The following is a 25,178-nucleotide window of genomic DNA, read 5'->3' on the forward strand; positions in this document are numbered from 1 at the left end:
CCCGGTGGGTGTTCCGGCTACGTCAGGGCTGGTCAGGTGGCGTTCTTGCCTGCCCGATGGGGGCCACCTCAGGCCAGAGAGAGGCTTGCTCGGACGCGGACGCTGGCTGTTGTGCGTCGGGTGCGCGGGAGAGGATCAGCAGCTTGTGCCGGTGCCGGTCCCGGCTACGTTGCGTGTCGTCCACGGTGATCCCGATGGACCGCAGCAGCGGCGCGAGGCGCTTGACCCGGCCGCCGGCGCGGGTGGCGTCCTTGGGCCAGCCCTGCGGCCGGACCAGGCCCGGGATGGGCAGGGCATCGAGCAACTGGGCGGCCGTGCCGCACCATTCGCCGTCCCGGTCGACCAGGGCCGCGATGGCGGCGCCGAACGGGTCGCCCTCCAGCGCGTCCGTGGCGACGTTCGCGGAGGTGGCCAGGTAGTCGTCCAGCGTGTGCCAGTCCATGACCTGGTCGACGGCCGCCAGCACCCGGGCGAAGTCCGCCATGCGCGGCAGGGTGTCCAGTTTGATGGACGGCAGGACGGCCAGGACGCAGGCCAGCAGGTCGAAGAGAGCTCCCAGTACAGCTGGGCGGACCGCTTCGAACGCGGCGTTGAGCTCTTCCTCGGTCCGGCGCCGGTCCTCCTCGATCAACTGCAAGTCCAGCATCAGCAGCCGCTCGGCGAGGTCTCCGGCGAGGGCACCGGCGTCGATGGTGGTCATGGCCAGCACCCGGCGGAAGGTCAGCACCACCACGTCGTCATCGGTGTACAGGGCCCGGTCCACGATGCCGTCACCGGTCACCGCCTTGCACAGGGTGTCCGATAGCCACGGCGGAATGGTGCTGACGTTGTCCAGGCACAGCGCCCAGGAGTTGAACGCCTGCGCCGCCCACGCCTTGATGTCCCGCGGCTGGCTGCGCTTGCTGGCTGGCGACGGGTCGATCAGGTTCACCACCATCTCGGCCGTCTTGGACTTGCCCGTGCCCTGCTCGCCCTTGAACGTCAGCACCGGGTGCGGGATGTGCGGGATCCACGCAGCGACCAGCCAAGCGGCGAGCTGGCGGAAGGTGGGTGCGTCCATGTTCAGCAGCGCGTGCAGCTTGGCCAGACCGTCGCCGTCCAGGTGCGGGGTCGGCATCGGTCCCATGGCACCGGAGCGGCGGAAGAGCACCGGGGAGCGTTCGACAACTTCCCAGCCGGTCTCGGTCACGGTCACCGCGCGGCCGTCGGCCGTGCCCAGGTCCACCACGATGCCGCCGGCAGGCGCACTGCCCACCCGCAGGCTCACCGGTACCGGGTCGTCCGCGTCGGCGATGCCTTCCAGCACCGTCATCGCGTCGGCGAGGGCGGACTGCGAAGCAACCTCGCCGTCGTAGGTGTCCGCGTACAGCCGCGCGAGGCGCTGGCGCAGGCCCGCCTTGCCCCGCATCGGTAGGGCGAGGTTCGCCCCGTCCAGGGCGACTGCGTAGGGGCGGCCGTCGGTGGACATCACGAACCGGTACCCCTCACGGGCGAGACCGACCAGCCGGGAGGCAGCCGACGGCTTCTTCCCCTCGCCATCGTTCGCGCCGCGAGTCGATCGGGGCGCGGCCGTGGCGGCCGGGTTGGGTCGACTCTTGCCAGGCTGGGCGTGGCCGTTGACGGGTCGATCGGTTCGGGTCGTCATGCGCACACCGCCTCATCGGTCGGCCGACTCGTACGCGTCTGAGCATCCGGTCCGCACGCACCTGTACGGCCGATGCGCACACCTGCGTACGGTCGATCCGTACGCCCCCGCACGGCCGAGGCGGCGGTGCGTACGGGCAGGTCACACATCGATCGATTCGGCGTACGGTCGGGTGCCTGCTCCCCTTTACGCCCAAGGGGCGTGCGCTCCTGAAGAGCCTTCGCCGCGGTCGATCGGTCGGCTGTCTGTCGGGCGTGGGCGAGTCGGGCCAGCAACGCCCAGTCGGGCGTGAACGCCTCCCCGATCGAGCCGTGAACGTGTTCACGCGAGTGTTCACGGACAGCTCCGATCGGCTGTTCATGAACGGCACCGATCGGCCGTCCGTGAACGCCGTCCGCCGAGTGTTCACGGCGGCGGGTCAGGTGTTCACGGACACCAGCCGGAAGCTCCCGAAGGAGCGTGACGCACCGAGGCGTCACGGTCGTCACAACAGGCGTTGCGACGGGGGGCATTTGGGAGCTGACCTGCGTGACTTCCGCGTCACGGTCGACCGTGGCGCACAGCAGCAGCGCCATCAGCAGCGGGAGTCGGTTGCTCTTGGCCGTGTTGCACGGCCGGCAGGCGAGGACCAGATCCGCCGCCCGCCAGGTGCGGTACAGCGAGAGCGGCACGACGTGATCCATGGTGGCCTGCCGAAGGTCGGTGAACGGGATGCGGCAGTAGGTGCACAGGGCCCCGTCCCGCCGGGCGAGGGTGCGCTTCCTCGCCCGGCGACGGGCCGCATTCAGGTGCGGCTTGGGGTAGCTCATGCTGCAACCGCCATGGCGGCCGGCTCCTCGGCGATACCGATCCACGCCTGACGCTTGCCGTGCGCGTAGCCCGCCCGCTGGATGACGCCGTCGTCCTTCAGCTCTTCGAAGAGCGGACGCCACTGGAAGTAGGTGTCCGGCTCCGGCGCCCCGTACTGGTAGATCAGGTCCCGGATGGTGAACCGCCGACCGCTGGAGGCTGCCGCCAACAGGGCTGCACGAGCCTGCACCGTCCACTCCCGTTCGGCCGTGACCGGCTCCGGCGCCTGACCGCCTTCCAGGTGGCGGCGCAGAGTGGCGATACCTTCCGTGTACCGCCTCCACACGGTGGACTGCGACATGCCGAGCTGTACCGCGATCTGGTTCATGTTCAGGCCGTGGAAGACGCGCAAGGCCACCACAGACCGCTGCTGGTCGGGAAGCAGACCGAGCATCCCCTCCAGGTCGGCGCGGTCCAACACGAACGTCTCCGGCTGAGAAAGGGCGTCCGTCGCAACCGGGTCATGGCGCGGCATGTCTTCGTCCGCCGGCAGTGCCAGCAGCTCACGCTGCACCCGCTTCGACCTCAGGTGATCCGCGATCACCCAACGCACCTGGACGGCCAGGTAGCCGTGCAGGGCGTCGTCTTCGGTCTGGAGGTTGTGCAGATTCTTGCCGATGCGCTCGAACACCTCGCTCGCCAGGTCCTCCGCGAGCGCGTGATCCTGCACGCTGAAGCGGATCCGGCGCAGGGTCCACACGTGGTACTTCTCGAAGATCCGGCCCCAGCGTTCCGCGTCGATGGCCTGCGCTACACGCTCCTCGGGGAGCCCCAGCTCCTCGCGGGTCATCTGGTAGACCTCGATGAGGATGCCCTGGTAGACGGCGTTCGGTACGTACTTGCCGCGCTCCCAGTTCCGGACGCAGGTCTCGACGGCGTTCGCCTTGCTCGCCAGCTCGATTCCCTGCGCGAACGCGACCTGCCGCATCCGCATCACCAGCTGCGCCACACTCCAGCCCCGCGCAACGCGGGCCGCACGCAGCGTCGTGCCCTGCTCGGTGGACCGTTTCGCAACGATTCCAGGCATCATGGAAGTGCCCCTTCGTGGGTCGGGGAGCGGTGTCTGTGCTTGGCGGCTAGCGCCGCTCCCTGTCGAAACCCTGGCTTTGACCAGGGCTTTTTCACGGAAGTTACGCCCCGGATTGGGCGCCCCGCTGCTGACTAGCCTGCACTAGTCTGCTGTGATGCACAACCCCCGTGCGGTGCTGCGCTCTAGTTCGCTGTGGTGGGTACCCTCAGAGCATGACTGTCACAGGAGGGCCCAAGCCGAAGGCTGTGCAGGTAGCGGACGCGCTCCGCGAGGACATCAAGAAGATGAAGCCGGGCGACCGCCTGCCGTCGCAGCGAGAGCTCATGGACCGATTCGGGTACGCGAGCCAGACCATCCAGAACGGGCTGGCTGCACTGCGCACCGAGGGGCTAATCGTCTCGGCCGGCAACCTCGGAAACTTCGTGAGCGACGGTTCCAGCGCGAATAACGACGTGCACGACGACATCGAAGAACTCCGCTCCCAGATTCAGGCGTTGACTGAACGGGTCGCAGCGCTCGAAGGTCGCTCCGTCCCAAGTGGTGCGTGATCTGCAACCAGCATGCGAGGAACAGGGCACGTGAAGTAAGTGACACCAAGGGGGCAGTGGAGTAGAGCGGGGGACATGTCCGGTGTCACCTCGCTGTCCCCTTGCCTGTCCCCACGGTTCCCGCGCGAGACTCGGCACGTAGGCACTCGGAGGAGGGCGCATGAGCGACGACAGGCCCGCATGGGCGCGACGCATCGCAGCCGAGCGGGCAGCTCGCGACTGGTCACAGCGGGATGCCGTGAGGGCGCTCCGGGCCCACGCCACGGAAGAGCTCCCCGGCGACGACAGCATGATTCGCCAGTGGAAGCGATGGGAGTCCGGGCAGATCCCGAACGAGTTCTACCGTCCACTCCTCGCAGCCGTGTTCGGCACCGTGACGCACGCGCTTTTCCCCGCGCCGGCACGCCGGGACGGCAATAGCGAGATTCTCGCCGCCAGCGGCATGGAGACGCTGGAGATTGTGAGTCGCCTCAACCGTTCCGACGTAGACGCTGCCACGCTCGATGCTCTGCGCATGACGGCAGATCGTCTCTGCTCGGAGTACCCGTACATGCCGAGCGAGCAGCTCCTCATTGAGGGGCGGCAGTGGCTGCGTCGCGTCGTGGAGCTCCACTCCAAGAGCCTCACGCTCGCACAGCACCGGGAAGTGCTTGCGCTCTCCGGCTGGCTCGCGCTCCTGGTTGGCTGCGTCGAGTACGACACGGGCGACCGCCATGCCGCTGAGTCGACTCGGCGAGCCGCGCTGTCGCTCGCTACCGAGGCTGAACACGCCGAGATCGGTGGATGGGCCCATGAGATGCGCGCGTGGTTCGCTCTCACTACCGGCGACTACCGCGGTGTTGTCACGGCGGCACAGGCAGGGGGCGAACTGGCGGCGCACCACGGCGTCGCTGTACAGCTTGCCGCACAAGAGGCGAAGGCATGGGCTCGGCTGGGAGACCGCCGCCAGGTCGAGGTGGCTCTCGATAAGGGGCGCCGGCTGCTGGAGGGGATGCCGCATCCCGAGAACCTCGACAACCACTTCGTCGTAGACCCGGCCAAGTTCGACTTCTACGCGATGGACTGCTATCGGCTGGTGGGGGAGGACAAGCTCGCCCGGACGCTGGCGGAGGAGGTACTCCGCGCGGGCACGGACTTCGACGGCATGGAGCGGATGCCCATGCGCAACGCAGAGGCCCGTGTCACATTGGGCGTCACCGCTGCCCGCGAGGGCGACCTCGACCAGGCGCTCATCATGGGCGAACGCGCCCTTGAGGGTGAACGCCAGTCGGTCCCCTCGCTCATCATGACCAGCCGTGAACTGGCTGCTGAGATGAAGCGTCGTTACGCGTCCGAGCCCGCTGCTCAGGAGTACCTTGCCCACCTTCGGCAGCTTGGACAGGAGAAGCCCGGATTCCTGCCTCAGTGACTCTCCGTTGCGTCTTGGTGCTGCTGGCCTAGCGACTGGGCTCCTGCCCGCAACCCCGATTTCCTGGCGAAATCGGGGTTCTCGCGTATCAGCTGCTAGATGCTAGGTACCTGCTCAGGGTGCGTTGGAGCTGCTAGCGAGGGTGCTAGGTCTAGCAACCCGGGCTGCTAGACCTAGCAACGTCGTGTACTGATGCATCGGCTACGCAGAGCGATAAAAGGAGCGGCCGAAGGCCGCGCGACCCTTGGCAGCTCGCTCCGCTCGCGCGCGACGGCCGCTGTGCGTGCTGAGGCGCCGCGGCGCACATGCGGCCCTACCGCGCACAAACAAGAAGAGCACCACGGCCCGGCGTGCTCTTCTTGCTTGTACGAGGGTAGGACTGCCCCCGCATGTTCCAGCTTCTTTGGCACTCGTCGACGGATGAAGAAACCACCCTGCCCCCGACGGGCGTGGCATCTTCCCCCGGCGCCAGCGTCCGCAGCGTCCGCGACCCAGCCCCTGCTAAGAGCGGTCCTGACCAGCCCCAAGGCGGCTCTTAGTAGGGGAGCGTGACCGGACGCTGCGGACGCTGGCGGACGCTAAACGATTTGTTTAGCGTCCGCGGGAACAGTGCAGCTCAGGAAGGGTGCGAGCAGCCCGGCGGACGCTGCGGACGCTGTTTTCCCTCAACTCTCTAGGACGGCTGGAGACGGCTTTTCAGAGAGCTGCGGCTGCGCCCCCCTGAAAAGCCTTGGCGCGCCACTCGAAGCGGTAGGGGCGGCCGGCACACGCCCACGTCTGCCGGCCGCCCCTGGGAAGGCACAGCAGGACGGCTTTTCACCGGGCGCCCCCTGGTGAAAAGCCGTCCTGAGCCGCATCTGGTGGCGCCGCGGTCGCGTGCGGCGCGGAGGAAGCATCTCGGGCGGGCGGCCGATGAGTCGTCCGCCCGAAGGGCGGTCCTTCTTTGCTCTTTTCCCTGCCGCGCGGGCGAGGAGATGTTCGCCGGGGCTGGCGGCGGGTGATCTCGCGTGGGCCAGCACCCGAAAGCCGGGCTTCTGGGGCCGCTGGAGGACGCCTCCATCAGGGCCACCAGGTCCATCGATGTGTCGTTTGCGCAGTTGGGGGCCGGTGGAGGTGGGTGGTGGACCGTCTGGTGGAGTTCTCCATCAGGTCCCGGTGCCTCCACCACCTTCCTCCATCAGTCTGTGACTACTCTCGTTGCGTTCGGTGGTGCCTTCCGGTGCTTCGATGGCCGCCTCGACCCGGGCGCGTGTGAGCCCCTCGTAGGCATAGCGCTGGCGGGCCGGAGTGGCCAGCCTGATAGCGAGGCCCCGCAGAGGGCACAAGGGCGTCCAGGCCCGTTTTCGGGCGTTCCGTCGCGGCAGTTGCTATCCGCTATCGCGCTGGTCAGCGACCGTTTTGACCGCTATCGGGGCTGCTAACGTTAGCGAGTCGGGCCGCTATCGATAGCGGCAGATCGGGCTCCCGGCCGGGCCCTCTCTGGGCCCTCCGAGCACGACCGAGGACGACAGGCAACGACCAACAACAACCGCCCGACCGCAGGTCAGTTGGTGTGCGCGGCCCGCTGACCAGGGGCGAAAAACGGGCCCTCCAGACCCAGGGCAAGAAGAAGTAAGCCCGCGCGATCAAGCCCCCTACCTGCGGTTTTCGCGCGGGTAGGGGGCTTGTTTGCGTACGGGTGTCCTCAGACGCGCTCCCCCGGCAGGCGCCGGGGGACCGTGACCAGGCCGTAGATGACCAAAAGCGACATGGCCATCACGAAGATCGACCAGTACGGGAACGCCGACAGGAAGATCAGCTGGCCGACGAGGCAGGCGGAGGCCAGCACGATGCCGGTGATCCGCGCGGCCCGCGCCCCGAGGAAGACGCCCAGGCTCGCCAGGACCTGGGCGACGCCGGTGACGATCCACACCCAGCCCCAGACGGCGAAGTCGAAGATCAGCAGGCGGTTGCCGTGGTTGGCGGTCGTGGAGTAGTAGCCCTTGTCGAGCAGGGCGACGAAACCGTTGATGAGGTCGAACAGGCCGCTCAGCATCAGCAGGATGCCGGCGAACGCGACCCAGTGGGACCGTTCGGCGGGCGGTACGCGACGGGTTTCCGGTGGGGGCTGACTCGACTCCATGCGTCCCATCTCGCCGGGCGGAGGACGGCGGCGCAACCGGCGGCGAGCCGTTGGGGCGAGCCGTTGGGGCGAGGCGCGGGCGGCGTCCCGGGGGACGTCCGGGGCGGGCGGGGGCAGCATGGAAGGGATGGGGCGGACAGGAGGGGTGCCGGGGGTGGGGCAGGCGGTATTCATCCGCGACGGGAAGGATGAGAGCGATGCCCAAGTTCATGGACATCCATCGCAATATGAAGGGCCTCACGGCCGATCAGCTCAGAGAGGCGCACCAGGCGGACCTCGACATCCAGGGCGAGGAGGGCGTGACGTTCGAGCACGCCTGGGCCGACACCGACTCCGGTGAGGTGTTCTGCCTGTCGGAGGCGCCCTCGGCGGAGGCCGTCCAGCGCATCCACGAGCGCGCCGGACACAAGGCGGACGAGGTCCACCGGCTGACGCTCAGCGTGTGACCGCACAACGGGCCCCGGCCGGTATCGCTGCCGGCCGGGGCCCGGGTGGCGCCGTGCTGTCGTGACGAAAGTCCGTCGTGACGGGCCGCTAGCAGCCGCCGCCGCACTGGCAGGCGCCGCCCGACTGGCAGCCGCAGCTACAACCGGGACCGCAGCTGCACCCGGCGAGCAGCGGGAGTTGCGGACGGTCGCCGACCGTCGGGGTGTGCGGGGACGCGGGGTTCGGAGAGTCCGCCATGAGTGCCATGCATTGCCTCCTAGGGGTCACCTGACGCCATTGCATGCCCGCACGCCGAGGCGCGTCAACGGCGCGTGGAGGCACACCGCAACGGCGCACGGTGGCGCACAGGCAGGCGTACCGGGGGGGCCGCGGGCCTATGCGCCCCCGGCCGGCCCGGCAGCTCCACGCGCCCCGACCGGCGGCACGGATCTACGCGCCCTCGACCGGCGTCGGCGGGGCGATCTCGTCGGCGTGCTCACCGGTGACGAGGTAGACCACCCGCTTGGCGACGGACACCGCGTGGTCCGCGAAGCGCTCGTAGTAGCGGCCGAGCAGGGTCACGTCCACGGCCGTCTCGATGCCGTGCTTCCAGCGGTCGTCCATCAGGTGCTGGAAGAGCGCGCGGTGCAGCAGGTCCATCGCGTCGTCGTCCTGCTCCAGCTGGAGCGCCAGGTCGACGTCCTTGGTGATGATGACCTCGGCCGCCTTCGCCATCAGGCGCTGCGCCAGCTGCCCCATCTCCAGGATGGTGGCGTGCAGATCGCGCGGCACGGCCGTCTCCGGGAAGCGCAGCCGGGCCAGCTTGGCCACGTGCTGGGCCAGGTCGCCGGAGCGCTCCAGGTCGGCGCTCATCCGCAGCGAGGTGACGACGATCCGCAGGTCGGTGGCGACCGGCTGCTGGCGCGCCAGCAGGGCGATCGCCCGGGCCTCCAGGTCGCGCTGGAGGTCGTCGACCTTCTCGTCGCCGGCGATGACGTGCTCGGCCAGCTTCAGGTCCGCGTCGAGTATCGCCGTGGTGGCGCGCCCGATCGCGGAGCCGACGAGCCGGGCCATTTCGACCAGGCCCTCGCCGATCGAATCCAGCTCCTCGTGGTACGCGTCCCGCATCTGTGTCCTTCTCTCGCGTCGAGTGTCGGGTGTCGTGTGTCGCGTGGGGTGGGGGGAGTGCGGCGGTGGGTCCCGGCGGTGGTCCGGTGTCCACGCTCTCACGGTCCGTGTCCGCGCGGGTCCACTCCCGGGCGGCACCGGCCCGTCACCCGGACCGCACCCTCACCCTGCGGCCGGATCGCGACCTGCGGTGCCACCGGGGGTGAACCGGTGCCGACGCCAAGGTGAACTCTGGGCGACCGGCCACCGCCTCCGGGGCGGCCGCCCGCCCGGCGCCGGCATCCGGAGTGAACCCGTGCGGACGCCACGGTGAACTCTGGGCGACGGCTGTCCGAGCAGCGGCTCGCGAGGCTGGGGGAGTGTCGGACCCGGCACATACTCTGGAGTCATGAACGTGGATGCGGCCGTCGCCGCAGTGGCAGCGATCGCCGGGTTGTGCACCGGTGTCTTCGCCATGCTGGCGTTCCGCTGGAGCGAGCGCGACCAGGCCAAGCCCACCCGCTCCTCGCTCCACACGGACGCGGTGCTGCCGCCCGGCGTCGACACCGTCCTGTCGGTGCTCCGCTCCTCCGCCGTGGTCCTCGACGAGGCCGACGCGGTCGTCAAGGCCAGCTCCGCGGCGTACGCGCTCGGGCTGGTCCGCGGCGGCAAGCTCGCCGTCGAGCCGATGATGCAGATGGCCCGGGACACCCGCAGGGACGGCGAGATACGCCAGGTCGAGCTGGACCTCCCGCGCCGGGGCACCGGCCGCGGCGAGGCGCTCGCGGTCTCCGCCCGGGTCGCCCCGCTCGGCTCCCGGCTCGTCCTGCTGCTGGTCGAGGACCTCACCGAGGCCCGCCGCATAGAGGCGGTCCGCCGGGACTTCGTCGCCAACGTCAGCCATGAGCTCAAGACGCCGGTCGGCGCGCTGTCGCTGCTCTCCGAGGCCGTGATGGACGCCAGTGACGATCCCGAGGCGGTCACCCGCTTCGCCGGCCGGATGCAGAACGAGGCCACCCGCCTGACCAACCTCGTCCAGGAGCTGATCGACCTCTCCCGGGTCCAGAACGACGACCCGCTGGAGGACGCCGAGCCGGTCCGCGTCGAAGAGCTCGTCGCCGAGGCGATCGACCGCTGCCGCCAGCAGGCCGGCGCCAAGCAGATCACCATGGCCACCGGAGGGACGGCCGAGCTGAGCGTCTGGGGCAACCGCGGCCAGCTCGCCGCGGCCCTGGGCAACCTCGTCGAGAACGCCGTCAACTACTCCCCGGCCCGCACCCGCGTCGGGATCGCCGGCCGGCGGATCTCCGCGCCCGGTGGCGACCTGATCGAGATCGCCGTGACCGACCAGGGCATCGGGATATCCGAAAGGGACCGGGACCGCATCTTCGAGCGGTTCTACCGCGTGGACCCGGCGCGCTCCCGCGCCACCGGCGGGACCGGCCTCGGCCTCGCCATCGTCAAGCACGTGGCCGCCTCGCACGGCGGGGAGGTCACGGTGTGGAGCGCTGAGGGACAGGGCTCCACCTTCACCCTGCGTCTCCCGGAAGCCGGGGCCGTACGCGACCGCGAACGGCCCGACGACCTCTCCGCGGAGGGCCTCGACGACGAGGACCGCCCGTACGAGACCTTCAACGATCCGCTCCCTGCCCACCCAGCCCCGGAGGTCCTTCCGTGACCCGAGTGCTCGTCGTCGAGGACGAGGAATCGTTCAGCGATGCACTGTCGTACATGCTCCGCAAGGAGGGCTTCGAGGTAGCCATCGCGGCTACGGGCCCTGACGGACTCGACGAGTTCGAGCGCAACGGCGCCGATCTCGTCCTGCTGGACCTGATGCTGCCGGGCCTGCCCGGCACCGAGGTCTGCCGCCAGCTGCGCGGCCGCTCCAACGTCCCGGTCATCATGGTGACCGCCAAGGACAGCGAGATCGACAAGGTCGTCGGCCTGGAGATAGGAGCCGACGACTACGTCACCAAGCCCTTCTCCTCCCGCGAACTGGTCGCCCGCATCCGCGCCGTGCTGCGCCGCCGCGGCGAGCCGGAGGAGGTCACCCCGCAGGCCCTGGAGGCCGGCCCGGTCCGGATGGACGTGGACCGCCACGTCGTCACGGTCTCCGGCGGCAAGGTCGACCTCCCCCTGAAGGAGTTCGACCTCCTGGAGATGCTGCTGCGCAACGCGGGCCGGGTGCTGACCCGCATGCAGCTGATCGACCGGGTCTGGGGTGCCGACTACGTGGGCGACACCAAGACCCTCGACGTGCACGTCAAGCGCCTGCGGGCCAAGATCGAGCCCGACCCGGGCGCGCCGCGCTACCTCGTCACGGTCCGCGGGCTGGGCTACAAGTTCGAGCCGTAGAGACACCGTAGAGACACCCTCTCGGGGGCGCCGGTGGCCGCCGCACGCAGGTGCGCGCGGCGGCGTGCCGGAGTACGCGTCAGGGGCGCCCATCCGGGGGGATGGGCGCCCCTGACGCGTTGTCCGGGCCCCTTGAGGGCCGTGGCTCAGTGCGCGCCGTGCACCGAGGCCGACGGCTTGGGGGAGAGGGAGCTCGCTCCGGCCTTGGGCTTGCCGGACTCCGACGGCGAGGCCGACTCGGACGGCGAGGCCGAGCCGGACGGCTGCGGCACCACGGCCGGCCCGTAGCCCTGGAAGTAGTCCTTCGCCGGGACGACGTACGCGCCCAGCTTCACCTTGCCGGCGGAGCTGAAGCTGAACGTCAGCGGCTGGAGGTTGCCGTCCTGGACGGCCTCCCGGCCGCTGGCCAGCACGGCCGAGGCGTTGCCCTGGCCGCCGATCACGACGGAACCGCCCGCGGGCACGGTGATCGCGCCCGCGGAGCCGCCGGCCGGCGTCAGCTTGGCCGACTGGCCGGTGCCGTTGACGGAGATGGCGGTCAGCTTCTGGTCCGTCGCGCCGTTGTTGAAGACCGTCGCGGTGACCACGGCCGGGCCCTTGGCGTTCAGGTCGGGCTGGGTGACCACGGACGCGTTCTGGATCTTGATGTCGCCCGCGGAGGTCGCGGCGTTGTCCGGCTTGACCTGCAGCGTCTGGGCGTCGTTCCCGGCCGCGCAGGCGGACAGCGAGGCGATCGAGAGCGAAAGGACGGTGGCGGCGAGGACGCCGCGTCGAAGGCTGCGGCTCACGGCGGCGGCATCTCCTTGACGAGCTACGGCGGCCGAACGTTCGTGCCCGGTCGCGGATGGACGGCTGGGGCGGGCTTGCGTACGCGTCATGACGACGGGCACGTAAAGCCGCCCTAAGGGTGTGTCAGCGCCGCTAGGTTACCGAGCCGTCCCCGCGCCGCCGCACCCGACCCGCCCCCAGCGGGATCATGGGCCCTCAGGCTGCGCGCGGCCCGGGGATCGACGGCCGTGGTTCGGGGCCCCGGCCGGCGAAGGGGCGGGAATCCGCAGCCGCCCGTGCGGAACACTCACGCGGGCGCGGAACACCCGACGACAACCGCGATGAAGGGACACCGACAACACGTCGGAATATCCCGGGCGGCCGTTCGGGTCCCGGCCCGCCGAATCCGCGCCACTTTCCCCGGCCGAAAAGGAGTATTCGAAGGGAATGTGAAGGCCCCGCGGAATTGATCACATCGTTCGACCGCCGGACGGTGATCAATTCGGGAATCGGTCGGGAGAGGCCCTGAGCAGCCGAACGGAGTAGCGGAACTCGCTCATGCGGATCCGTGCAAAACGGTACTTTCGACCTGTCGATCAAGGGCTCCCGGGCGCGTGACGGGCACGTTTCCGCTCACCCGAGAAGCCCCTCCGACCTGCGAATACCCGCATCCTGGACCCCCTCGAAGCACGTTCCGGTCGCTGTTGTCAAGCCCCGAGATATGCCCTGACCTGCGAAAACGCCATTCAGAACGGTCCGTTCCCGTGTTAGCATGGATAGCCACGGAAGGGGTACCTGTCACATGACGTTCAAGGTTGGCGACACCGTGGTCTATCCCCATCACGGGGCCGCGCTGATCGAGGCCATCGAAACTCGCCAGATCAAAGGCGTGGACAAGACCTACTTGGTGCTGAAGGTCGCCCAGGGCGACTTGACTGTTCGTGTGCCAGCGGACAATGCGGAGTTCGTCGGCGTACGCGACGTGGTTGGTCAGGACGGGCTGGACCGGGTCTTCGAGGTGCTGCGCGCACCGTATGCCGAAGAGCCCACGAACTGGTCCCGTCGCTACAAGGCAAATCTTGAGAAGCTTGCTTCCGGCGACGTGATCAAGGTCGCCGAGGTTGTGCGTGACCTGTGGCGGCGCGAGCGGGAGCGCGGACTCTCCGCAGGTGAGAAGCGGATGCTCGCCAAGGCCCGCCAGATCCTGGTGAGCGAGCTCGCCCTCGCTGAGAACACCAACGAAGACAAGGCCGAGGCCCTGCTCGACGAGGTCCTCGCGTCCTGACGACGCTGTCCGGCACCCCGCCGACGCAGCGACGAGCGACGTAGCAATGCCGCGGTGCCCGAGTGACGACCGTCCCCTGTGGAGGGTCTGTTGCCGGGCGCTGCGGCATATCTGGCTGTGAACGCTGACGGTGATTCCTGCTGTGAATATCGCGCTGTGACGGACCGGCGGTGAAACGGGCCGGGCCGTGAAAGGCGGGCTGCCGGCGTAACGCCGGGCCCACCCAGGTGTGCCGAGTCCGGGCAGCTGCCCCGACCGATGTCACGGAAGGGTCCGGTCAAGGCGTCGCACCCGGCACTCCCCCAGCTCTTACGGGCCGGGGTTCTCCCAGGCCATACCCACCCCGTCCGAGGAAACAAACCTGTCTGCCCCAATTCCGGGCTCGCCCCGGACTCCGGAGCCATCGATGTCAGATCCCACCCGCCCGATCCGCACCGCCGTGGTGATCCCGGCCGCCGGCCGCGGTGTCCGGCTTGGTCCCGGCACCCCCAAGGCGCTGCGCGCGCTGGGCGGCACCCCCATGCTGGTGCACGCCGTCCGCGCGATGGCCGCCTCCCGGGCCGTCTCCCACATCGTCGTGGTCGCCCCGTCCGACGGCGCCACCGAGGTCGACCGCCTGCTGCACGAGTACCCGCTCGCCGACCGCACCGAGCTCGTCGTCGTCCCGGGCGGGCAGACCCGCCAGGAATCCGTACGGCTCGGCCTGGCCGCGCTGCCCGAGGGCATCGACGTGGTGCTGGTGCACGACGCGGCCCGCCCGCTGGTCCCGGTCGACACGGTCGACGCGGTGATCGCGGCGGTACGCGCCGGAGCGCCCGCCGTCGTCCCCGCCCTGCCGCTCGCCGACACCGTCAAGCAGGTCGAGCCGCAGCCCCAGGGCACCCCCGAGCCGGTCGTCGGCACCCCCGAGCGGTCCCTGCTGCGCGCCGTGCAGACCCCGCAGGGCTTCGACCTCGCGATGCTGCGCAAGGCGCACGACACCGTGGTGGAGGGCGAGGGCGCCACCGATGACGCCGGACTGGCGGAGCGGCTCGGCGTACCGGTCGTGGTCGTCCCCGGTCACGAGGAGGCGTTCAAGGTGACCCGGCCGCTGGACCTGGTCCTGGCCGAGGCCGTACTCGCCCGGAGGAGGGCCACCGATGGCTACGTCTGAGCAGATCCCCGTCGGCCCGCTCGTCCCCCTCGTAGGCATCGGCACCGACGTGCACGCCTTTGAGCAGGGCCGTGAGCTGTGGTGTGCGGGGCTCCTGTGGGACGCCGCGGAGAGCGACGGCTACGGGCTGGCCGGTCACAGCGACGGCGACGTGGCCGCGCACGCCGCCTGCGACGCGCTGTTCTCGGCGGCCGGCGTCGGCGACCTGGGCGCGCACTTCGGGACGAGCCGTCCCGAGTGGTCCGGCGCCTCCGGGGTGACCCTGCTGGCCGAGGCCGCCCGGATCGTCCGCGCCGAGGGCTTCACCATCGGCAACGTCGCGGTGCAGGTCATCGGCGTCCGCCCGAAGGTCGGCAAGCGGCGCGACGAGGCCCAGAAGGCGCTCTCGGCGGCCGTCGGCGCGCCGGTCTCGGTCTCCGGGACCACCTCGGACGGGCTGGGGCTGACCGGCCGCGCCGAGGGCCTGGCGGCGGTCGCCACCGCGATCGTCTTCCGCACGGCGTAATACGGAAGGTATGGGTCCGGCCGGCTCCCCAGCGGGCGGCCGGACCCGCGGTGGCCGGCGGAATGCCGGGCGGCGCACGGGTGTTGAGGCAGGATCGGGGTATTCGTGTCCCTCGGAACGGCCTGCGGGAAGGACCCCTCGTGACTGCCACCCTGTCCGGCGAACTCAAGAAGCTCCTCGACACCCCCGTCTTCGTGACGCTGGGGACGATCCAGCCCGACGGCAGCCCCCAGCTCTCGCCGGTATGGGTCAAGCGGGACGGCGACGACCTGCTGATCTCCACGACGGTCGGCCGCCGCAAGGAGAAGAACCTCCGCCGCGACCCGCGGGTCTCCGTGGTCGTCCAGCCCTTCGACGCCCCTTATACGTACGCCGAGATCCGCGGTACGGCGTCGCTGACGACCGAGGGCGGGCAGCAGCTGATCGACGAACTGTCGCGGAAGTACACCGGCAAGCCCTACGCCGAGTTCAACCCGGCGGCCGGCGAGGACGCCGAGCGCGTGGTGGTCCGGATCACGCCGCGCAAGGTGGTCGGCAGTATCTGACGCCGCCCGTGGAGGACGGAAGCGACCGCGAGCAGCCTCGACTTCAGGCCTTACTTCCGGCAAATCGGACGGATATGACGGTTCTGTGTCCCCGTGGCCGATGCGTCGCGGGGCACTGCCAGGTTCCGACTACCCTGGTTCCGTGACGATTCGCCTGTACGACACCAGCGCCCGGCAGATTCGCGACTTCACCCCGCTCACGCCGGGCTGCGTCTCGATCTACCTGTGTGGTGCGACCGTGCAGGCTGCCCCGCACATCGGGCACATCAGGTCGGGGCTGAACTTCGACATCATGCGCCGCTGGTTCGCGTACCGCGGCTATGACGTGACGTTCGTCCGGAACGTCACGGACATCGACGACAAGATCATCGCAAAGTCGGCCGAGCAGGGCCGCCCGTGGTGGTCGATCGGTTACGAGAACGAGGTCGCCTTCAACGAGGCGTACGACGCCCTCGGCTGCCTGCGCCCCACCTACGAGCCGCGCGCCACCGGCCACATCCCCGAGATGATCGAGATGATGCGCCGCCTGATCGAGCGCGGCCATGCCTACGCCGCGGACGGCAACGTCTACTTCGACGTCGCGTCCTTCCCGGAGTATCTCCGGCTCTCCAACCAGGAGTTGGACAAACTCCGCCAGCCGTCCGGCGAGGGCGAGACGGGCAAGCGCGACGCCCGCGACTTCGCCATGTGGAAGGCCGCCAAGGAGGGCGAGCCCAGCTGGGAGACGCCCTGGGGCCGCGGCCGTCCGGGCTGGCACCTGGAGTGCTCGGCGATGGCCCACAAGTACCTGGGCTCCGCCTTCGACATCCACGGCGGCGGCGTCGACCTCGTCTTCCCGCACCACGAGAACGAGATCGCGCAGGCCAAGGCGTACGGGGACGACTTCGCCCGGTACTGGACCCACAACGCCTGGGTGACCATGGGCGGCGAGAAGATGTCCAAGTCGCTGGGCAACTCCCTGCTGGTCTCGGAGATGGTCAAGCGCTGGCGCCCGATCGTGCTGCGCTACTACCTCGGCACCCCGCACTACCGCTCGATGATCGAGTACGGCGAGGACGCGCTGCGCGAGGCGGAGGCGGCATTCGCCCGGATCGAGGGGTTCGTCCAGCGGGCCGTCGAGAAGGCCGGCGTCGTCGAGCCCGCGGCCGAGGTCCCGCCGGCCTTCGCCGAGGCGATGGACGACGACCTGGGCGTCCCGCAGGCGCTGGCGATCGTGCACACCACCGTCCGCCAGGGCAACTCCGCGCTGACCGCCGACGACAAGGAATCGACGGTGGCCCGGCTCGCCGAGCTGCGTGCGATGCTCGGCGTGCTCGGCCTGGACCCGCTCGACGAGCGCTGGTCCGGCGGCGACACCGACCGCGGCGAGGACCTGCACGGCGTCGTCGACTCCCTCGTCCGCCTCGTCCTCGACCAGCGGCAGTCGGCCCGCGCGCGCAAGGACTACGCCACCGCCGACGCCATCCGCGACCAGCTCCAGCAGTCCGGCCTGGCCATCGAGGACACCCCCTCCGGCCCGCGCTGGTCGCTGTCCTGACCCCCGTCGCGCCGGCGGGCGGGCCGCCGGATTCGCCCTTCCCGGCGGACACGGGCGACACTCATTCCATACGTACGTACCCACTCCACGTCGCGAGACGTCGAGAGCAGTGAAGAAACAGGTGACCCATGGCCGGCAACAGCCAGCGCAGGAACCGCCGCACGTCCAACAAGAAGGGCGCCCAGGTCGGCAGCGGCGGTAAGCGGCGCCGGGGCCTGGAGGGCAAGGGCCCGACCCCGCCCGCCTCCGAGCGCAAGGGACACGTCAAGAACCGGGTGGCCAACGCCAAGGCCAAGCACGCCGCGGCACGCCGTCCGGCCCCCCGCCGCGGCGGCGCCAAGGGCACCGCGGAGCTGGTCGTGGGCCGTAACCCGGTCGTCGAGGCGCTGCGCGAGGGCGTGCCCGCCACGACGCTGTACGTCCAGCAGTTCATCGACAGCGACGAGCGGGTCCGCGAGGCACTGCAGCTCGCCACCGAGCGCGGCCTCAACCTCATGGAGGCGCCGCGCCCCGAGCTGGACCGGATGACCAACGGCCTCAACCACCAGGGCCTGGTCGCCCAGATCCCGCCGTACGACTACGCCCACCCCGAGGACCTCGCCGCGGCCGCCTTCGACGCCGGCGAGGACCCGCTGATCGTCGCGCTGGACGGGGTCACCGACCCGCGCAACCTCGGCGCGGTCGTCCGCTCCGTCTCCGCCTTCGGCGGCCACGGTGTGGTCGTGCCGGAGCGCCGGGCCGCCGGGATGACGGCCGGCGCCTGGAAGACCTCCGCGGGCACCGCCGCCCGCACCCCGGTCGCCCGGGCCACCAACCTCACCCGCGCCCTGGAGTCGTACCAGAAGGCCGGTCTGACCGTCGTAGGCCTGGCCGCGGACGGCGAGCTGGAGCTGCAGGACCTGGACGTCCTGGACGGCCCGGTCGTCATCGTCGTCGGCAGCGAGGGCAAGGGCCTGTCGCGCCTGGTCGGCGAGACCTGCGACGTGCGTGTCCGGATCCCGATGCCGGGCGGCGCGGAGTCGCTGAACGCCGGTGTCGCGGCCGGTGTCGTCCTGTGGGAGGCGGCCCGCCGGCGCGCCTGACCGGGCCCGTGGCCCGGGGGCGTGTACGTCTGCGTATCCGCCCCCAGGCCCGCGCCTGCGCGTCCCGTCCCCGGCCACCCTGGGGCACAACCTGACCCTCCGTGGGCCTTTTGGGCGCTCATCCCGCATCCCGTGATCTTTTGACGGGTCTCGGACAGATCGACCCGGTCAAGGCAGTGTCTTAACCGCGGGTCACTCGGTTAGATGAGCGTGGACACCAGAACACCCCGCACGCCTACGGGGGGACGCTCGCCGGGCTTCGATGACGAGCCGGGCCTGAGCTCGGTCAAGGTGCCGTGCGATCCCGCGCAGGTCATCGTCAACCACGCCAGCTTCCGCGTACAGCTCGCCGCGCCCGCGGCGGGTGACGCCATGGCCGACACCGCGCGCATCCCCGCCGTCCGCGCACCGTCCTCCGGTGCCCGACGCCGGGCACCCGTGGTGTGGAGCGGCCGCACCACACCGGGCGGCACGGCCGGCGCCACCACCCAACTCCTGCACGCGGTGCGCAACGCGGGCATCGGCCTCGACGGCGGCCCGGGCGACGACGTCGGCACGACTCAGGTCCTGCCGCGGGTCCGGCTCGACGAGTCCGCCCCCGCCCAGACGACCGTGATCGGCCAGCGCGGCCCCGCCCAATCCGACCGCACCCTGCTGCGCGGCGTACGCCCCGTGGGCAGCGCCTACGCCGACAACAACGGCGAGCCCCCCTACCGCAACGCCTACGGTGGCCGCGGCCCCGCCGAGGACGGCTACGACGACGACCACTTCGAGGCCCGGGACCCGTACGACACCGGGTCCCGCCGTCGTGGCGCCGACTCCGTCCGGCACGCCTACTACCCGGGCCGCCGGATGAACCTCGGCGTCGTCCTCCTCCCGCTGCGGATCTTCCTCGGCCTGATCTCCGTCTACGCCGGCATGGGCAAGCTCTGCGACCCCGTCTACTTCGACGGCGGGGAGCGCGGCTCGATGGTCAAGTGGCTGCTGTCGCTCGACCCGTGGGCGCTGGCCGTACCGCTGCGCGACTTCGCCGTCGCCCACCCCGTGGGCGCCGGCCTGACCGTCGCCTTCCTCCAGGTCGTCGTCGGCGTCCTGACCATCTGCGGACTGTGGCAGCGGCTCGCCGCGTCGATCGGTGCGCTGCTCTCCGCCGCACTGCTGATGACCGTCAGCTGGCGCACGGTCCCCGCCTACGACGCGCCCGACATCATCTACCTCGCCGCCTGGAGCCCGCTGATCATCGCCGGCGCCCCCGTCTACTCCATGGACGGCCGGCTGGCCGGCGAGGCGTGGCGGCGGCTCGGGCCCCGCGTGGAGGTCGCCGACCTGCGCCGCCGGGTACTGCGCCGCGGCGCGATGATGACCACGATGGTGGCCGGCCTGACCCTGCTCATCGGCTCGCTGCTCGGCGGCGCCGTACGGTCCGCGACGGTCACGCCCGTGCCGAGGCCCGGTGAGCCCGCGATCAACAACCTGCCCGGCTCGCCCCTGCCCCGCCCCGGGAAGAACACCACCCGGCCGGGCCGGCACCACCCCGGCAGCGGCGCCTCCCGCGCCGGCACGCCGTCCGCGGGCGCCTCGCACAAGGCCCACAAGCCCCGCCCGTCCGCGTCCACGCCGGGTACCGGCCGCTCGACGGGCGCCACGACCGGTCTCTCGCAGCAGCCCGGCGCGACCACCAGCGCCCCGCAGCAGACCGTCCCGTCCCGTCCCTCCGTCCCGTCCCACGCCCCCTCCGCGGGCGGCACCGGCGGCGGCACGACCGGCACGGGCTCCACGGGCTCGGCCGGCTCCGGGGACTCCGGGGGCCGCGGGAGCACCTTGGGCGGGTTGCTGGGCTGAGCTTCTGGCCAGGGGCCCCTTGCCGCCCAGCCCCCTGGGTTTCTGCCGCCGCCCACCCCCTCCGGGAGGTGGGCGGCGGTATATGGGGCCGCGATCACGGATCGGCAATATCGGCGCAGGGGTTGTGCGGCGCGGGCATCATTTGCTGACCGACCAGCGAATGGGGCCCGCCATGTCGTCTCAGAAGCCCGCTCCGAAGCCACCTCGGCCGCCGCGCGGTGCACCGATATCCCTCGACGGCGACGGGACCCTGAGGGTCAACCAGTGGCGGGCCCCCGCGAGGGGTGCCACCGTCCAGACCATCGACGGCACGGGCAAGCGGGTCACCGTGACCCGGCTCTTCGTGACCGGCGTGTTCGCCTTCGCCTTGAAGAAGAAGACCGGCGCACTGTCTGTCGTGGTCTGTGCGGCGGACGGAGACAGCACAACGGTGAAGGTCTCGGCGAAGAAGGCGCAGGACATCATGGCCTGGGCCGTCGCGTTCCACGCCTGGTCCGAAGCGAACGGCTGAGTCGCGCCGGCCCGCCCCGAACCGCTGCCCAGGGCCCCGCAGGGCGCCGCGTACGGCCGTCAGGGGCCCGTACGCGGTGAGGGGGAGCATCCGGAGTCCCCGGAAGTCGACCGGCGGGCGTTGAGGGCCGCAGCGGCCACTCAGGGGCGTTCAGGCTGCCTGAGGGCACCGCGCGGGTCAGCCGCGGCGTACCGGGCCGCCCGTGAGCCCCTCAACGGCCCTGCGCGCTCAGCTCCTTGGCGGCCTCGGTGAGGTCCTTGGCCGTGTCGATGGCGCGCCAGTACGCGCCGTGCGGAAGCGGGTAGCCGGCCATTCGGCGTTCGCGGGCGAGGCGCGGGAAGGTCATGCGCTCGTGGTCGCCGCGTACCGGCAGCAGGCCCGTGAAGGCGGCGGAGAAGACGTAGACGCCGGCGTTGATGAGGTACGGGGAGGGCGGCGCCTCGATGAAGTCCAGTACGTGCCCGAACGCGTCGGTCTCCACGATTCCCCAGGGAAGGCGGGGGCGGGCCAGCGCCAGCGTGGCCTCGGCGTCGCGTTCGTGGTGGAAGGCCGCCATCTCGCGCAGCGGGAAGCGGGTCCAGATGTCGCCGTTGGTGGCGTACCAGGGTTCGTCCGGGCGGGGCAGCGAGCCGGCCGCGTACCTGAGGCCACCGCCGCGGCCCAGCGGCTCGGTCTCGACAACCGTCGTGACGCGCAGGGGGAGTTGTGCGTGGTCCAGCCACTCCTGGAGCACTTCGGCGAGGTGGCCGCAGGAGATGACGACGTCCGTCACGCCCTCTTCGGCCAGCCAGTTCAGCTGATGGCCGATGATCGGGGTTCCGGTGCCGGGAATCTCGACCATCGGCTTGGGGCGGTCATCGGTGTACGGGCGGAGACGTGAGCCCTGGCCGCCGGCCAGGACCACGGCCTGCGTGGGGTACGAATGCTGGGCGCCTGTCATGCTTCGCACCTTATGGGGTGCGCGGAACGGTCGGTGGCTAAGCGGGGCGGGGAGCGGTCATTGGCCGGGCGGGGCGGGAACGGTCACTGGGCGGCCGCGACACCGGTGGCGAAGGAGGTGTCGCAGACCGGGCGGGAGTAGGCCTGGGCGCGGTGCGCGGCACCGTACTTGGCGACCGCTGCCCGGCCGAGGTCACGTGCGATCGAGGCGCAGTGCCTGGCGAGCGAGGGGTGCTTGGTGGTCGCCTTCTGGAGGTCGGTGAGGGCGACGCCGGGGTCCTTCTCCTGGAGCTCCACCAGGAGACGCTTGCGCAGGGCCTCCTGCGGGGCGGCCGGGTCGGCCTTGGTGGAGGCGCTCCCGGAGGACGCGGTCAGCATCTGGGAGTCGGTGGCCGTCGTCGCCCACGGGACCCGGGTGACCGCGAGGGTCCCGGAGAGTACGAGGACGACGGGGAGGACGAGGGCGAGGGTTCTGCCGATGCGGCGGGCTGCGGAGTTCACGGTCGTGATGGTAGCGAGGAGTGATGATTTGGCGACATTTGGTCACCTTATCGAGCGACGTAATGCCTCGTCGGTCCAGTAGTGATGTTGACGCACTGGTACGAAAAGCCCGTTCTGTCCCCAGTGGTGCGGCGCCGTACGGCTGTGAACGCAGCGGTGGCGGCGCCGGGTCCTACCCGCCACCGCCACCACTCACACTCCGGCCCGCTGCCGGCTCCGGCTCAGTCGGACAGGCGCTCCCCGGACGACGTCGAGAACACATGCGTCTCGCCCGGCCGCGGCACGACGTGCAGCTGGGTGCCCTTCTCCGGCACCTGGCGGCCGTTGACGCGGACGACCAGGTCCTTCATCTCGCCGCCGACCTCCGCGGTGCCGTACACGTAGCCATCGGCGCCCAGTTCCTCGACGACGTTGACGGTGACGGCCAGACCGGCCGGGGCGTCCGCGCTCTCCTTGGACAGCGACTTCGCCGCGGCGCCGTTCTGCTCGACGATGTCGAAGTGCTCGGGGCGGACGCCCACGGTCACCGTGCGGTCACCCTTGTCGGCGGCCGCGGTCAGCGCCTCCCGGCTCACCGGTACGACGCTGTTGCCGAACTTCACCCCGCCGTCGGTGATCGGCACCTCGACGAGGTTCATCGCCGGCGAGCCGATGAACCCGGCCACGAAGAGGTTCGCCGGCCGGTCGTACATGTTCCGCGGCGAGTCGACCTGCTGGAGCAGCCCGTCCTTGAGGACCGCGACCCGGTCGCCCATGGTCATGGCCTCGACCTGGTCGTGGGTGACGTAGACCGTCGTGATCCCCAGCCGGCGCTGCAGCCCGGCGATCTGCGTACGGGTCTGCACGCGCAGTTTCGCGTCCAGGTTGGACAGCGGCTCGTCCATCAGGAAGACCTGCGGCTCCCGCACGATCGCCCGGCCCATCGCGACCCGCTGCCGCTGACCACCGGACAGCGCCTTGGGCTTGCGCCCCAGGTACTCGGTGAGGTCCAGGATCTTCGCCGCGTCCTCGACCTTCTGCCGGATCTCGGCCTTCGGCACGCCGGCGATCTTGAGCGCGAAGCCCATGTTGTCGGCGACGGTCATGTGCGGGTAGAGCGCGTAGTTCTGGAACACCATGGCGATGTCCCGGTCCTTGGGCGGAAGGTGGGTGACGTCGCGGTCCCCGATGCGGATGGCGCCCCCGTCGACGTCCTCCAGCCCCGCGAGCATCCGCAGGGAGGTGGACTTGCCGCATCCGGAGGGGCCGACCAGGACGAGGAATTCGCCGTCCTCGATGGCGATGTCCAACTTGTCGACGGCGGGCTTGTCGGAACCCGGGTAGATCCGGGATGCCTGGTCGTAGGTGACCGTAGCCATGGTGATGAGTCCCTTCACCGGCAGGAACGTGCCGGACGATCCGAGTAAAAGGAGTGGTTTAGTCCACTGATGCGGACTTCCCCGTGACGCTACCCGCGGCGGCCCTCCGTGTCAGTAGTCCAGCCCCACCAAATTAAGGAACCCGCCACCCGGCGCGCCTGGGTACACTTCTTCCGGCGCGCCTCCTTAGCTCAGCTGGTCAGAGCACCGCTCTTGTAAAGCGAAGGTCGTCGGTTCGAATCCGACAGGGGGCTCTGAGTGTGAATGAACAGGGATGAACGGGACGAAGCCCCGGGCCGGTGGTGGCCTGGGGCTTCGTGTGTTTCGTCGGGGGGTGCTTCCGGAGTCGGTCGGGTGGGGGCCCGGGGGCGTCGAGGAGTCGCTCGTTGCGGCGGGTTTGGGGTGGGGTGGTGGGGTTCGCGGCGTAAGTTCGCCGGCATGGTGACTTCGATGACGCATGAGGACTACGAGCGGCGGTTGGAGCGGGCGGGGCGGGCGGCGGCCGTTGCCGGGCTGGCCGGGCTGCTGGTGACGCCGGGGCCGGATCTGGTGTGGCTGTGCGGCTACCGGCCGCCCGCGGTCACCGAGCGGCTGACGGCTTTGCTGATCGAGCCGGGCCGGCGTTCGCGGCTGCTGGTGCCCGTATTGGAGCAGCCGGATGCTGAGCACTCCGTCGGGGCGGCCGCGCTGGACGTCTCCGGGTGGAGTGATGGTGCGGACCCGTATGCGGAGCTCGCCGAGTGGATGCGTCCGGAGGGGCGTTACGGGGTGTCGGACGCGACCTGGGCGCTGCATCTGCTGGGCCTCCAGCGGTCGGTGCCGGGGGCGGGGTACGCGGCGCTGACGGAGGTGCTGCCGATGCTGCGCGCCGTCAAGGACGCCCACGAGGTGGCGCGGCTGGCGGCGGCCGGGGCGGCCGCGGACGCCACGTACGAGAAGATCCTGGGCGTTCGCTTCGAGGGGCGGCGGGAGTCGGAGGTGGCCGCGGACCTGGCCCGGCTGCTGATCGAGCACGGGCACAGCCAGGTGGACTTCACGGTCGTCGGGTCGGGCCCCAACGGCGCCAATCCGCACCACGAGGCGGGGGAGCGGGTCATCGAGGACGGCGACATGGTCGTGCTCGACTTCGGTGGGCTGAAGGACGGGTACGGGTCGGACACGTCGCGCACCGTTCACGTGGGCGAGCCGTCCGCCGAGGAGCGCAAGGTGCACGACATCGTGCGGGAGGCGCAGCAGGCGGCCTTCGAGGCGGTGCGGCCGGGCATCGCCTGCCAGGACGTCGACCGGGTGGCCAGGAGGGTGATCAAGAGCGCGGGGTACGGCGAGTACTTCATCCACCGGACCGGGCACGGCATCGGGGTCACCACGCATGAGCCGCCGTACCTGGTGGAGGGCGAACATCTGCCGCTCGTACCGGGGATGTGTTTCTCGATCGAGCCGGGGATCTATCTGCCGGGGCGGTTCGGGGTGCGGATCGAGGACATCGTGACGTGCACGGAGACGGGCGGCCGACGGCTGAATGAGACGGCGAGGGGGATGGCGGTGGTGCGGTAGGGGGAGGGGTGGGGCCCGGCGGCGTAGGGGCGGGACCGGGCCCCGTCGGTCTGCGATCTCAGGTTCGGTGGGCATCAACGGTTGGGGGGCTGTCTCTTATACACATCT

At 70.5% G+C, this 25,178-nt stretch carries 23 protein-coding genes and 1 tRNA gene; 15 read left to right on the forward strand and 9 right to left on the reverse strand.

What is annotated here, in order from left to right; translation table 11 throughout:
- Positions 1–22 precede the first annotated feature (22 nt).
- The 3 genes from IG62_RS0128985 to IG62_RS0128995 all read right to left on the reverse strand — a co-directional run bounded on the left by IG62_RS0128985 (position 23) and on the right by IG62_RS0128995 (position 3,521).
- Positions 23–1,468 carry an ATP-binding protein gene (locus tag IG62_RS0128985; RefSeq protein WP_234326798.1) on the reverse strand — a complete coding sequence of 482 codons (1,446 nt, stop codon included), beginning with the start codon at positions 1,466–1,468 and terminating at the stop codon, positions 23–25.
- Positions 1,469–1,641: 173 nt separating this feature from the next.
- A complete protein-coding gene (locus IG62_RS45365; RefSeq protein WP_078872307.1) occupies positions 1,642–2,454 on the reverse strand; it encodes an HNH endonuclease in 813 nt (270 codons plus the stop codon).
- Positions 2,451–3,521 carry a sigma-70 family RNA polymerase sigma factor gene (locus tag IG62_RS0128995; protein WP_158795136.1) on the reverse strand — a complete coding sequence of 357 codons (1,071 nt, stop codon included), beginning with the start codon at positions 3,519–3,521 and terminating at the stop codon, positions 2,451–2,453. Before IG62_RS0128995 ends, IG62_RS45365 begins: the two co-directional genes overlap by 4 nt.
- Before the next feature lie 215 nt (positions 3,522–3,736).
- On the opposite strand from IG62_RS0128995, the gene IG62_RS0129000 reads away from it, so the two are divergent.
- Both IG62_RS0129000 and IG62_RS0129005 read left to right on the forward strand, forming a co-directional pair.
- Entirely contained in the window at positions 3,737–4,072 is a 336-nt protein-coding gene (locus IG62_RS0129000) for a winged helix-turn-helix domain-containing protein (RefSeq protein ID WP_234326799.1), read from the forward strand.
- A 160-nt stretch (positions 4,073–4,232) separates the two neighbouring features.
- On the forward strand, positions 4,233–5,480 hold the full coding sequence (locus IG62_RS0129005; RefSeq protein ID WP_030809651.1) for a hypothetical protein: 1,248 nt from the start codon (positions 4,233–4,235) through the stop codon (positions 5,478–5,480).
- 1,684 nt (positions 5,481–7,164) lie between these two features.
- Here IG62_RS0129005 and IG62_RS0129010 read toward each other — a convergent pair.
- Positions 7,165–7,602: a DUF7144 family membrane protein gene (locus IG62_RS0129010; RefSeq protein WP_051798746.1), complete on the reverse strand. Its 438-nt coding sequence runs from the start codon at positions 7,600–7,602 to the stop codon at positions 7,165–7,167.
- A gap of 197 nt (positions 7,603–7,799) precedes the next feature.
- Here IG62_RS0129010 and IG62_RS0129015 point away from each other — a divergent pair, with 197 nt between their 5' ends.
- Complete coding sequence (locus IG62_RS0129015; RefSeq protein ID WP_030414360.1) at positions 7,800–8,048, forward strand: SCO4226 family nickel-binding protein; 249 nt, start codon at positions 7,800–7,802, stop codon at positions 8,046–8,048.
- A 430-nt stretch (positions 8,049–8,478) separates the two neighbouring features.
- Here IG62_RS0129015 and phoU read toward each other — a convergent pair whose 3' ends face one another.
- Positions 8,479–9,156 carry a phosphate signaling complex protein PhoU gene (phoU, locus tag IG62_RS0129020; protein WP_030809656.1) on the reverse strand — a complete coding sequence of 226 codons (678 nt, stop codon included), beginning with the start codon at positions 9,154–9,156 and terminating at the stop codon, positions 8,479–8,481.
- Between the two features lie 388 nt (positions 9,157–9,544).
- Between phoU and IG62_RS0129025 the strand changes: the two genes are divergently transcribed.
- Positions 9,545–10,813: a sensor histidine kinase gene (locus tag IG62_RS0129025; RefSeq protein WP_030809659.1), complete on the forward strand. Its 1,269-nt coding sequence runs from the start codon at positions 9,545–9,547 to the stop codon at positions 10,811–10,813.
- Positions 10,810–11,490, forward strand: a complete 681-nt coding sequence (locus IG62_RS0129030) for a response regulator transcription factor (protein WP_006603892.1) — start codon at positions 10,810–10,812, stop codon at positions 11,488–11,490. The genes IG62_RS0129025 and IG62_RS0129030 overlap by 4 nt, the downstream gene beginning before the upstream one ends.
- Positions 11,491–11,636: 146 nt before the next feature.
- On the opposite strand, the gene IG62_RS0129035 is transcribed toward IG62_RS0129030, so the two are convergent.
- Positions 11,637–12,278, reverse strand: coding sequence for a hypothetical protein (locus IG62_RS0129035; RefSeq protein WP_030809663.1), 642 nt, complete (start codon positions 12,276–12,278; stop codon positions 11,637–11,639).
- Positions 12,279–13,060: 782 nt separating this feature from the next.
- Here IG62_RS0129035 and IG62_RS0129040 point away from each other — a divergent pair.
- The 8 genes from IG62_RS0129040 to IG62_RS0129075 all read left to right on the forward strand — a co-directional run bounded on the left by IG62_RS0129040 (position 13,061) and on the right by IG62_RS0129075 (position 20,718).
- A complete protein-coding gene (locus tag IG62_RS0129040; RefSeq protein ID WP_003953493.1) occupies positions 13,061–13,543 on the forward strand; it encodes a CarD family transcriptional regulator in 483 nt (160 codons plus the stop codon).
- 406 nt (positions 13,544–13,949) lie between these two features.
- Positions 13,950–14,696 carry a 2-C-methyl-D-erythritol 4-phosphate cytidylyltransferase gene (gene ispD / locus IG62_RS0129045; RefSeq protein WP_030809666.1) on the forward strand — a complete coding sequence of 249 codons (747 nt, stop codon included), beginning with the start codon at positions 13,950–13,952 and terminating at the stop codon, positions 14,694–14,696.
- Positions 14,683–15,201 carry a 2-C-methyl-D-erythritol 2,4-cyclodiphosphate synthase gene (gene ispF, locus IG62_RS0129050; RefSeq protein WP_030809669.1) on the forward strand — a complete coding sequence of 173 codons (519 nt, stop codon included), beginning with the start codon at positions 14,683–14,685 and terminating at the stop codon, positions 15,199–15,201. The genes ispD and ispF overlap by 14 nt, the downstream gene beginning before the upstream one ends.
- A gap of 140 nt (positions 15,202–15,341) precedes the next feature.
- On the forward strand, positions 15,342–15,746 hold the full coding sequence (locus IG62_RS0129055) for a PPOX class F420-dependent oxidoreductase (protein ID WP_030809672.1): 405 nt from the start codon (positions 15,342–15,344) through the stop codon (positions 15,744–15,746).
- 142 nt (positions 15,747–15,888) lie between these two features.
- Positions 15,889–17,283 carry a cysteine--tRNA ligase gene (gene cysS / locus IG62_RS0129060; RefSeq protein ID WP_030809675.1) on the forward strand — a complete coding sequence of 465 codons (1,395 nt, stop codon included), beginning with the start codon at positions 15,889–15,891 and terminating at the stop codon, positions 17,281–17,283.
- Positions 17,284–17,411: 128 nt separating this feature from the next.
- Complete coding sequence (rlmB, locus tag IG62_RS0129065; protein ID WP_030809678.1) at positions 17,412–18,365, forward strand: 23S rRNA (guanosine(2251)-2'-O)-methyltransferase RlmB; 954 nt, start codon at positions 17,412–17,414, stop codon at positions 18,363–18,365.
- 210 nt (positions 18,366–18,575) lie between these two features.
- Positions 18,576–20,207 carry a DoxX family protein gene (locus tag IG62_RS0129070; RefSeq protein WP_078872311.1) on the forward strand — a complete coding sequence of 544 codons (1,632 nt, stop codon included), beginning with the start codon at positions 18,576–18,578 and terminating at the stop codon, positions 20,205–20,207.
- Between the two features lie 172 nt (positions 20,208–20,379).
- On the forward strand, positions 20,380–20,718 hold the full coding sequence (locus IG62_RS0129075; protein ID WP_158795138.1) for a hypothetical protein: 339 nt from the start codon (positions 20,380–20,382) through the stop codon (positions 20,716–20,718).
- A gap of 211 nt (positions 20,719–20,929) precedes the next feature.
- Here IG62_RS0129075 and IG62_RS0129080 read toward each other — a convergent pair whose 3' ends face one another.
- From IG62_RS0129080 to IG62_RS0129090, 3 genes are all read right to left on the reverse strand, one after another.
- Complete coding sequence (locus IG62_RS0129080) at positions 20,930–21,658, reverse strand: nucleotidyltransferase family protein (RefSeq protein ID WP_030809685.1); 729 nt, start codon at positions 21,656–21,658, stop codon at positions 20,930–20,932.
- Between the two features lie 83 nt (positions 21,659–21,741).
- On the reverse strand, positions 21,742–22,158 hold the full coding sequence (locus IG62_RS0129085; protein ID WP_030809687.1) for a hypothetical protein: 417 nt from the start codon (positions 22,156–22,158) through the stop codon (positions 21,742–21,744).
- A gap of 221 nt (positions 22,159–22,379) precedes the next feature.
- Positions 22,380–23,516 (reverse strand): ABC transporter ATP-binding protein, encoded by a 1,137-nt coding sequence (locus IG62_RS0129090; protein ID WP_030809689.1) that lies wholly within the window; start codon positions 23,514–23,516, stop codon positions 22,380–22,382.
- A 180-nt stretch (positions 23,517–23,696) separates the two neighbouring features.
- Here IG62_RS0129090 and IG62_RS0129095 point away from each other — a divergent pair.
- Both IG62_RS0129095 and IG62_RS0129100 read left to right on the forward strand, forming a co-directional pair.
- A tRNA-Thr gene (locus IG62_RS0129095) sits at positions 23,697–23,770 on the forward strand.
- A gap of 196 nt (positions 23,771–23,966) precedes the next feature.
- Positions 23,967–25,070 carry an aminopeptidase P family protein gene (locus IG62_RS0129100; RefSeq protein ID WP_037839578.1) on the forward strand — a complete coding sequence of 368 codons (1,104 nt, stop codon included), beginning with the start codon at positions 23,967–23,969 and terminating at the stop codon, positions 25,068–25,070.
- Positions 25,071–25,178: the final 108 nt, after the last annotated feature.

Source organism: Streptomyces sp. NRRL S-337, from assembly GCF_000720175.1.
GTDB classification, from domain to species: Bacteria; Actinomycetota; Actinomycetes; order Streptomycetales; family Streptomycetaceae; genus Streptomyces; species Streptomyces siderophoricus.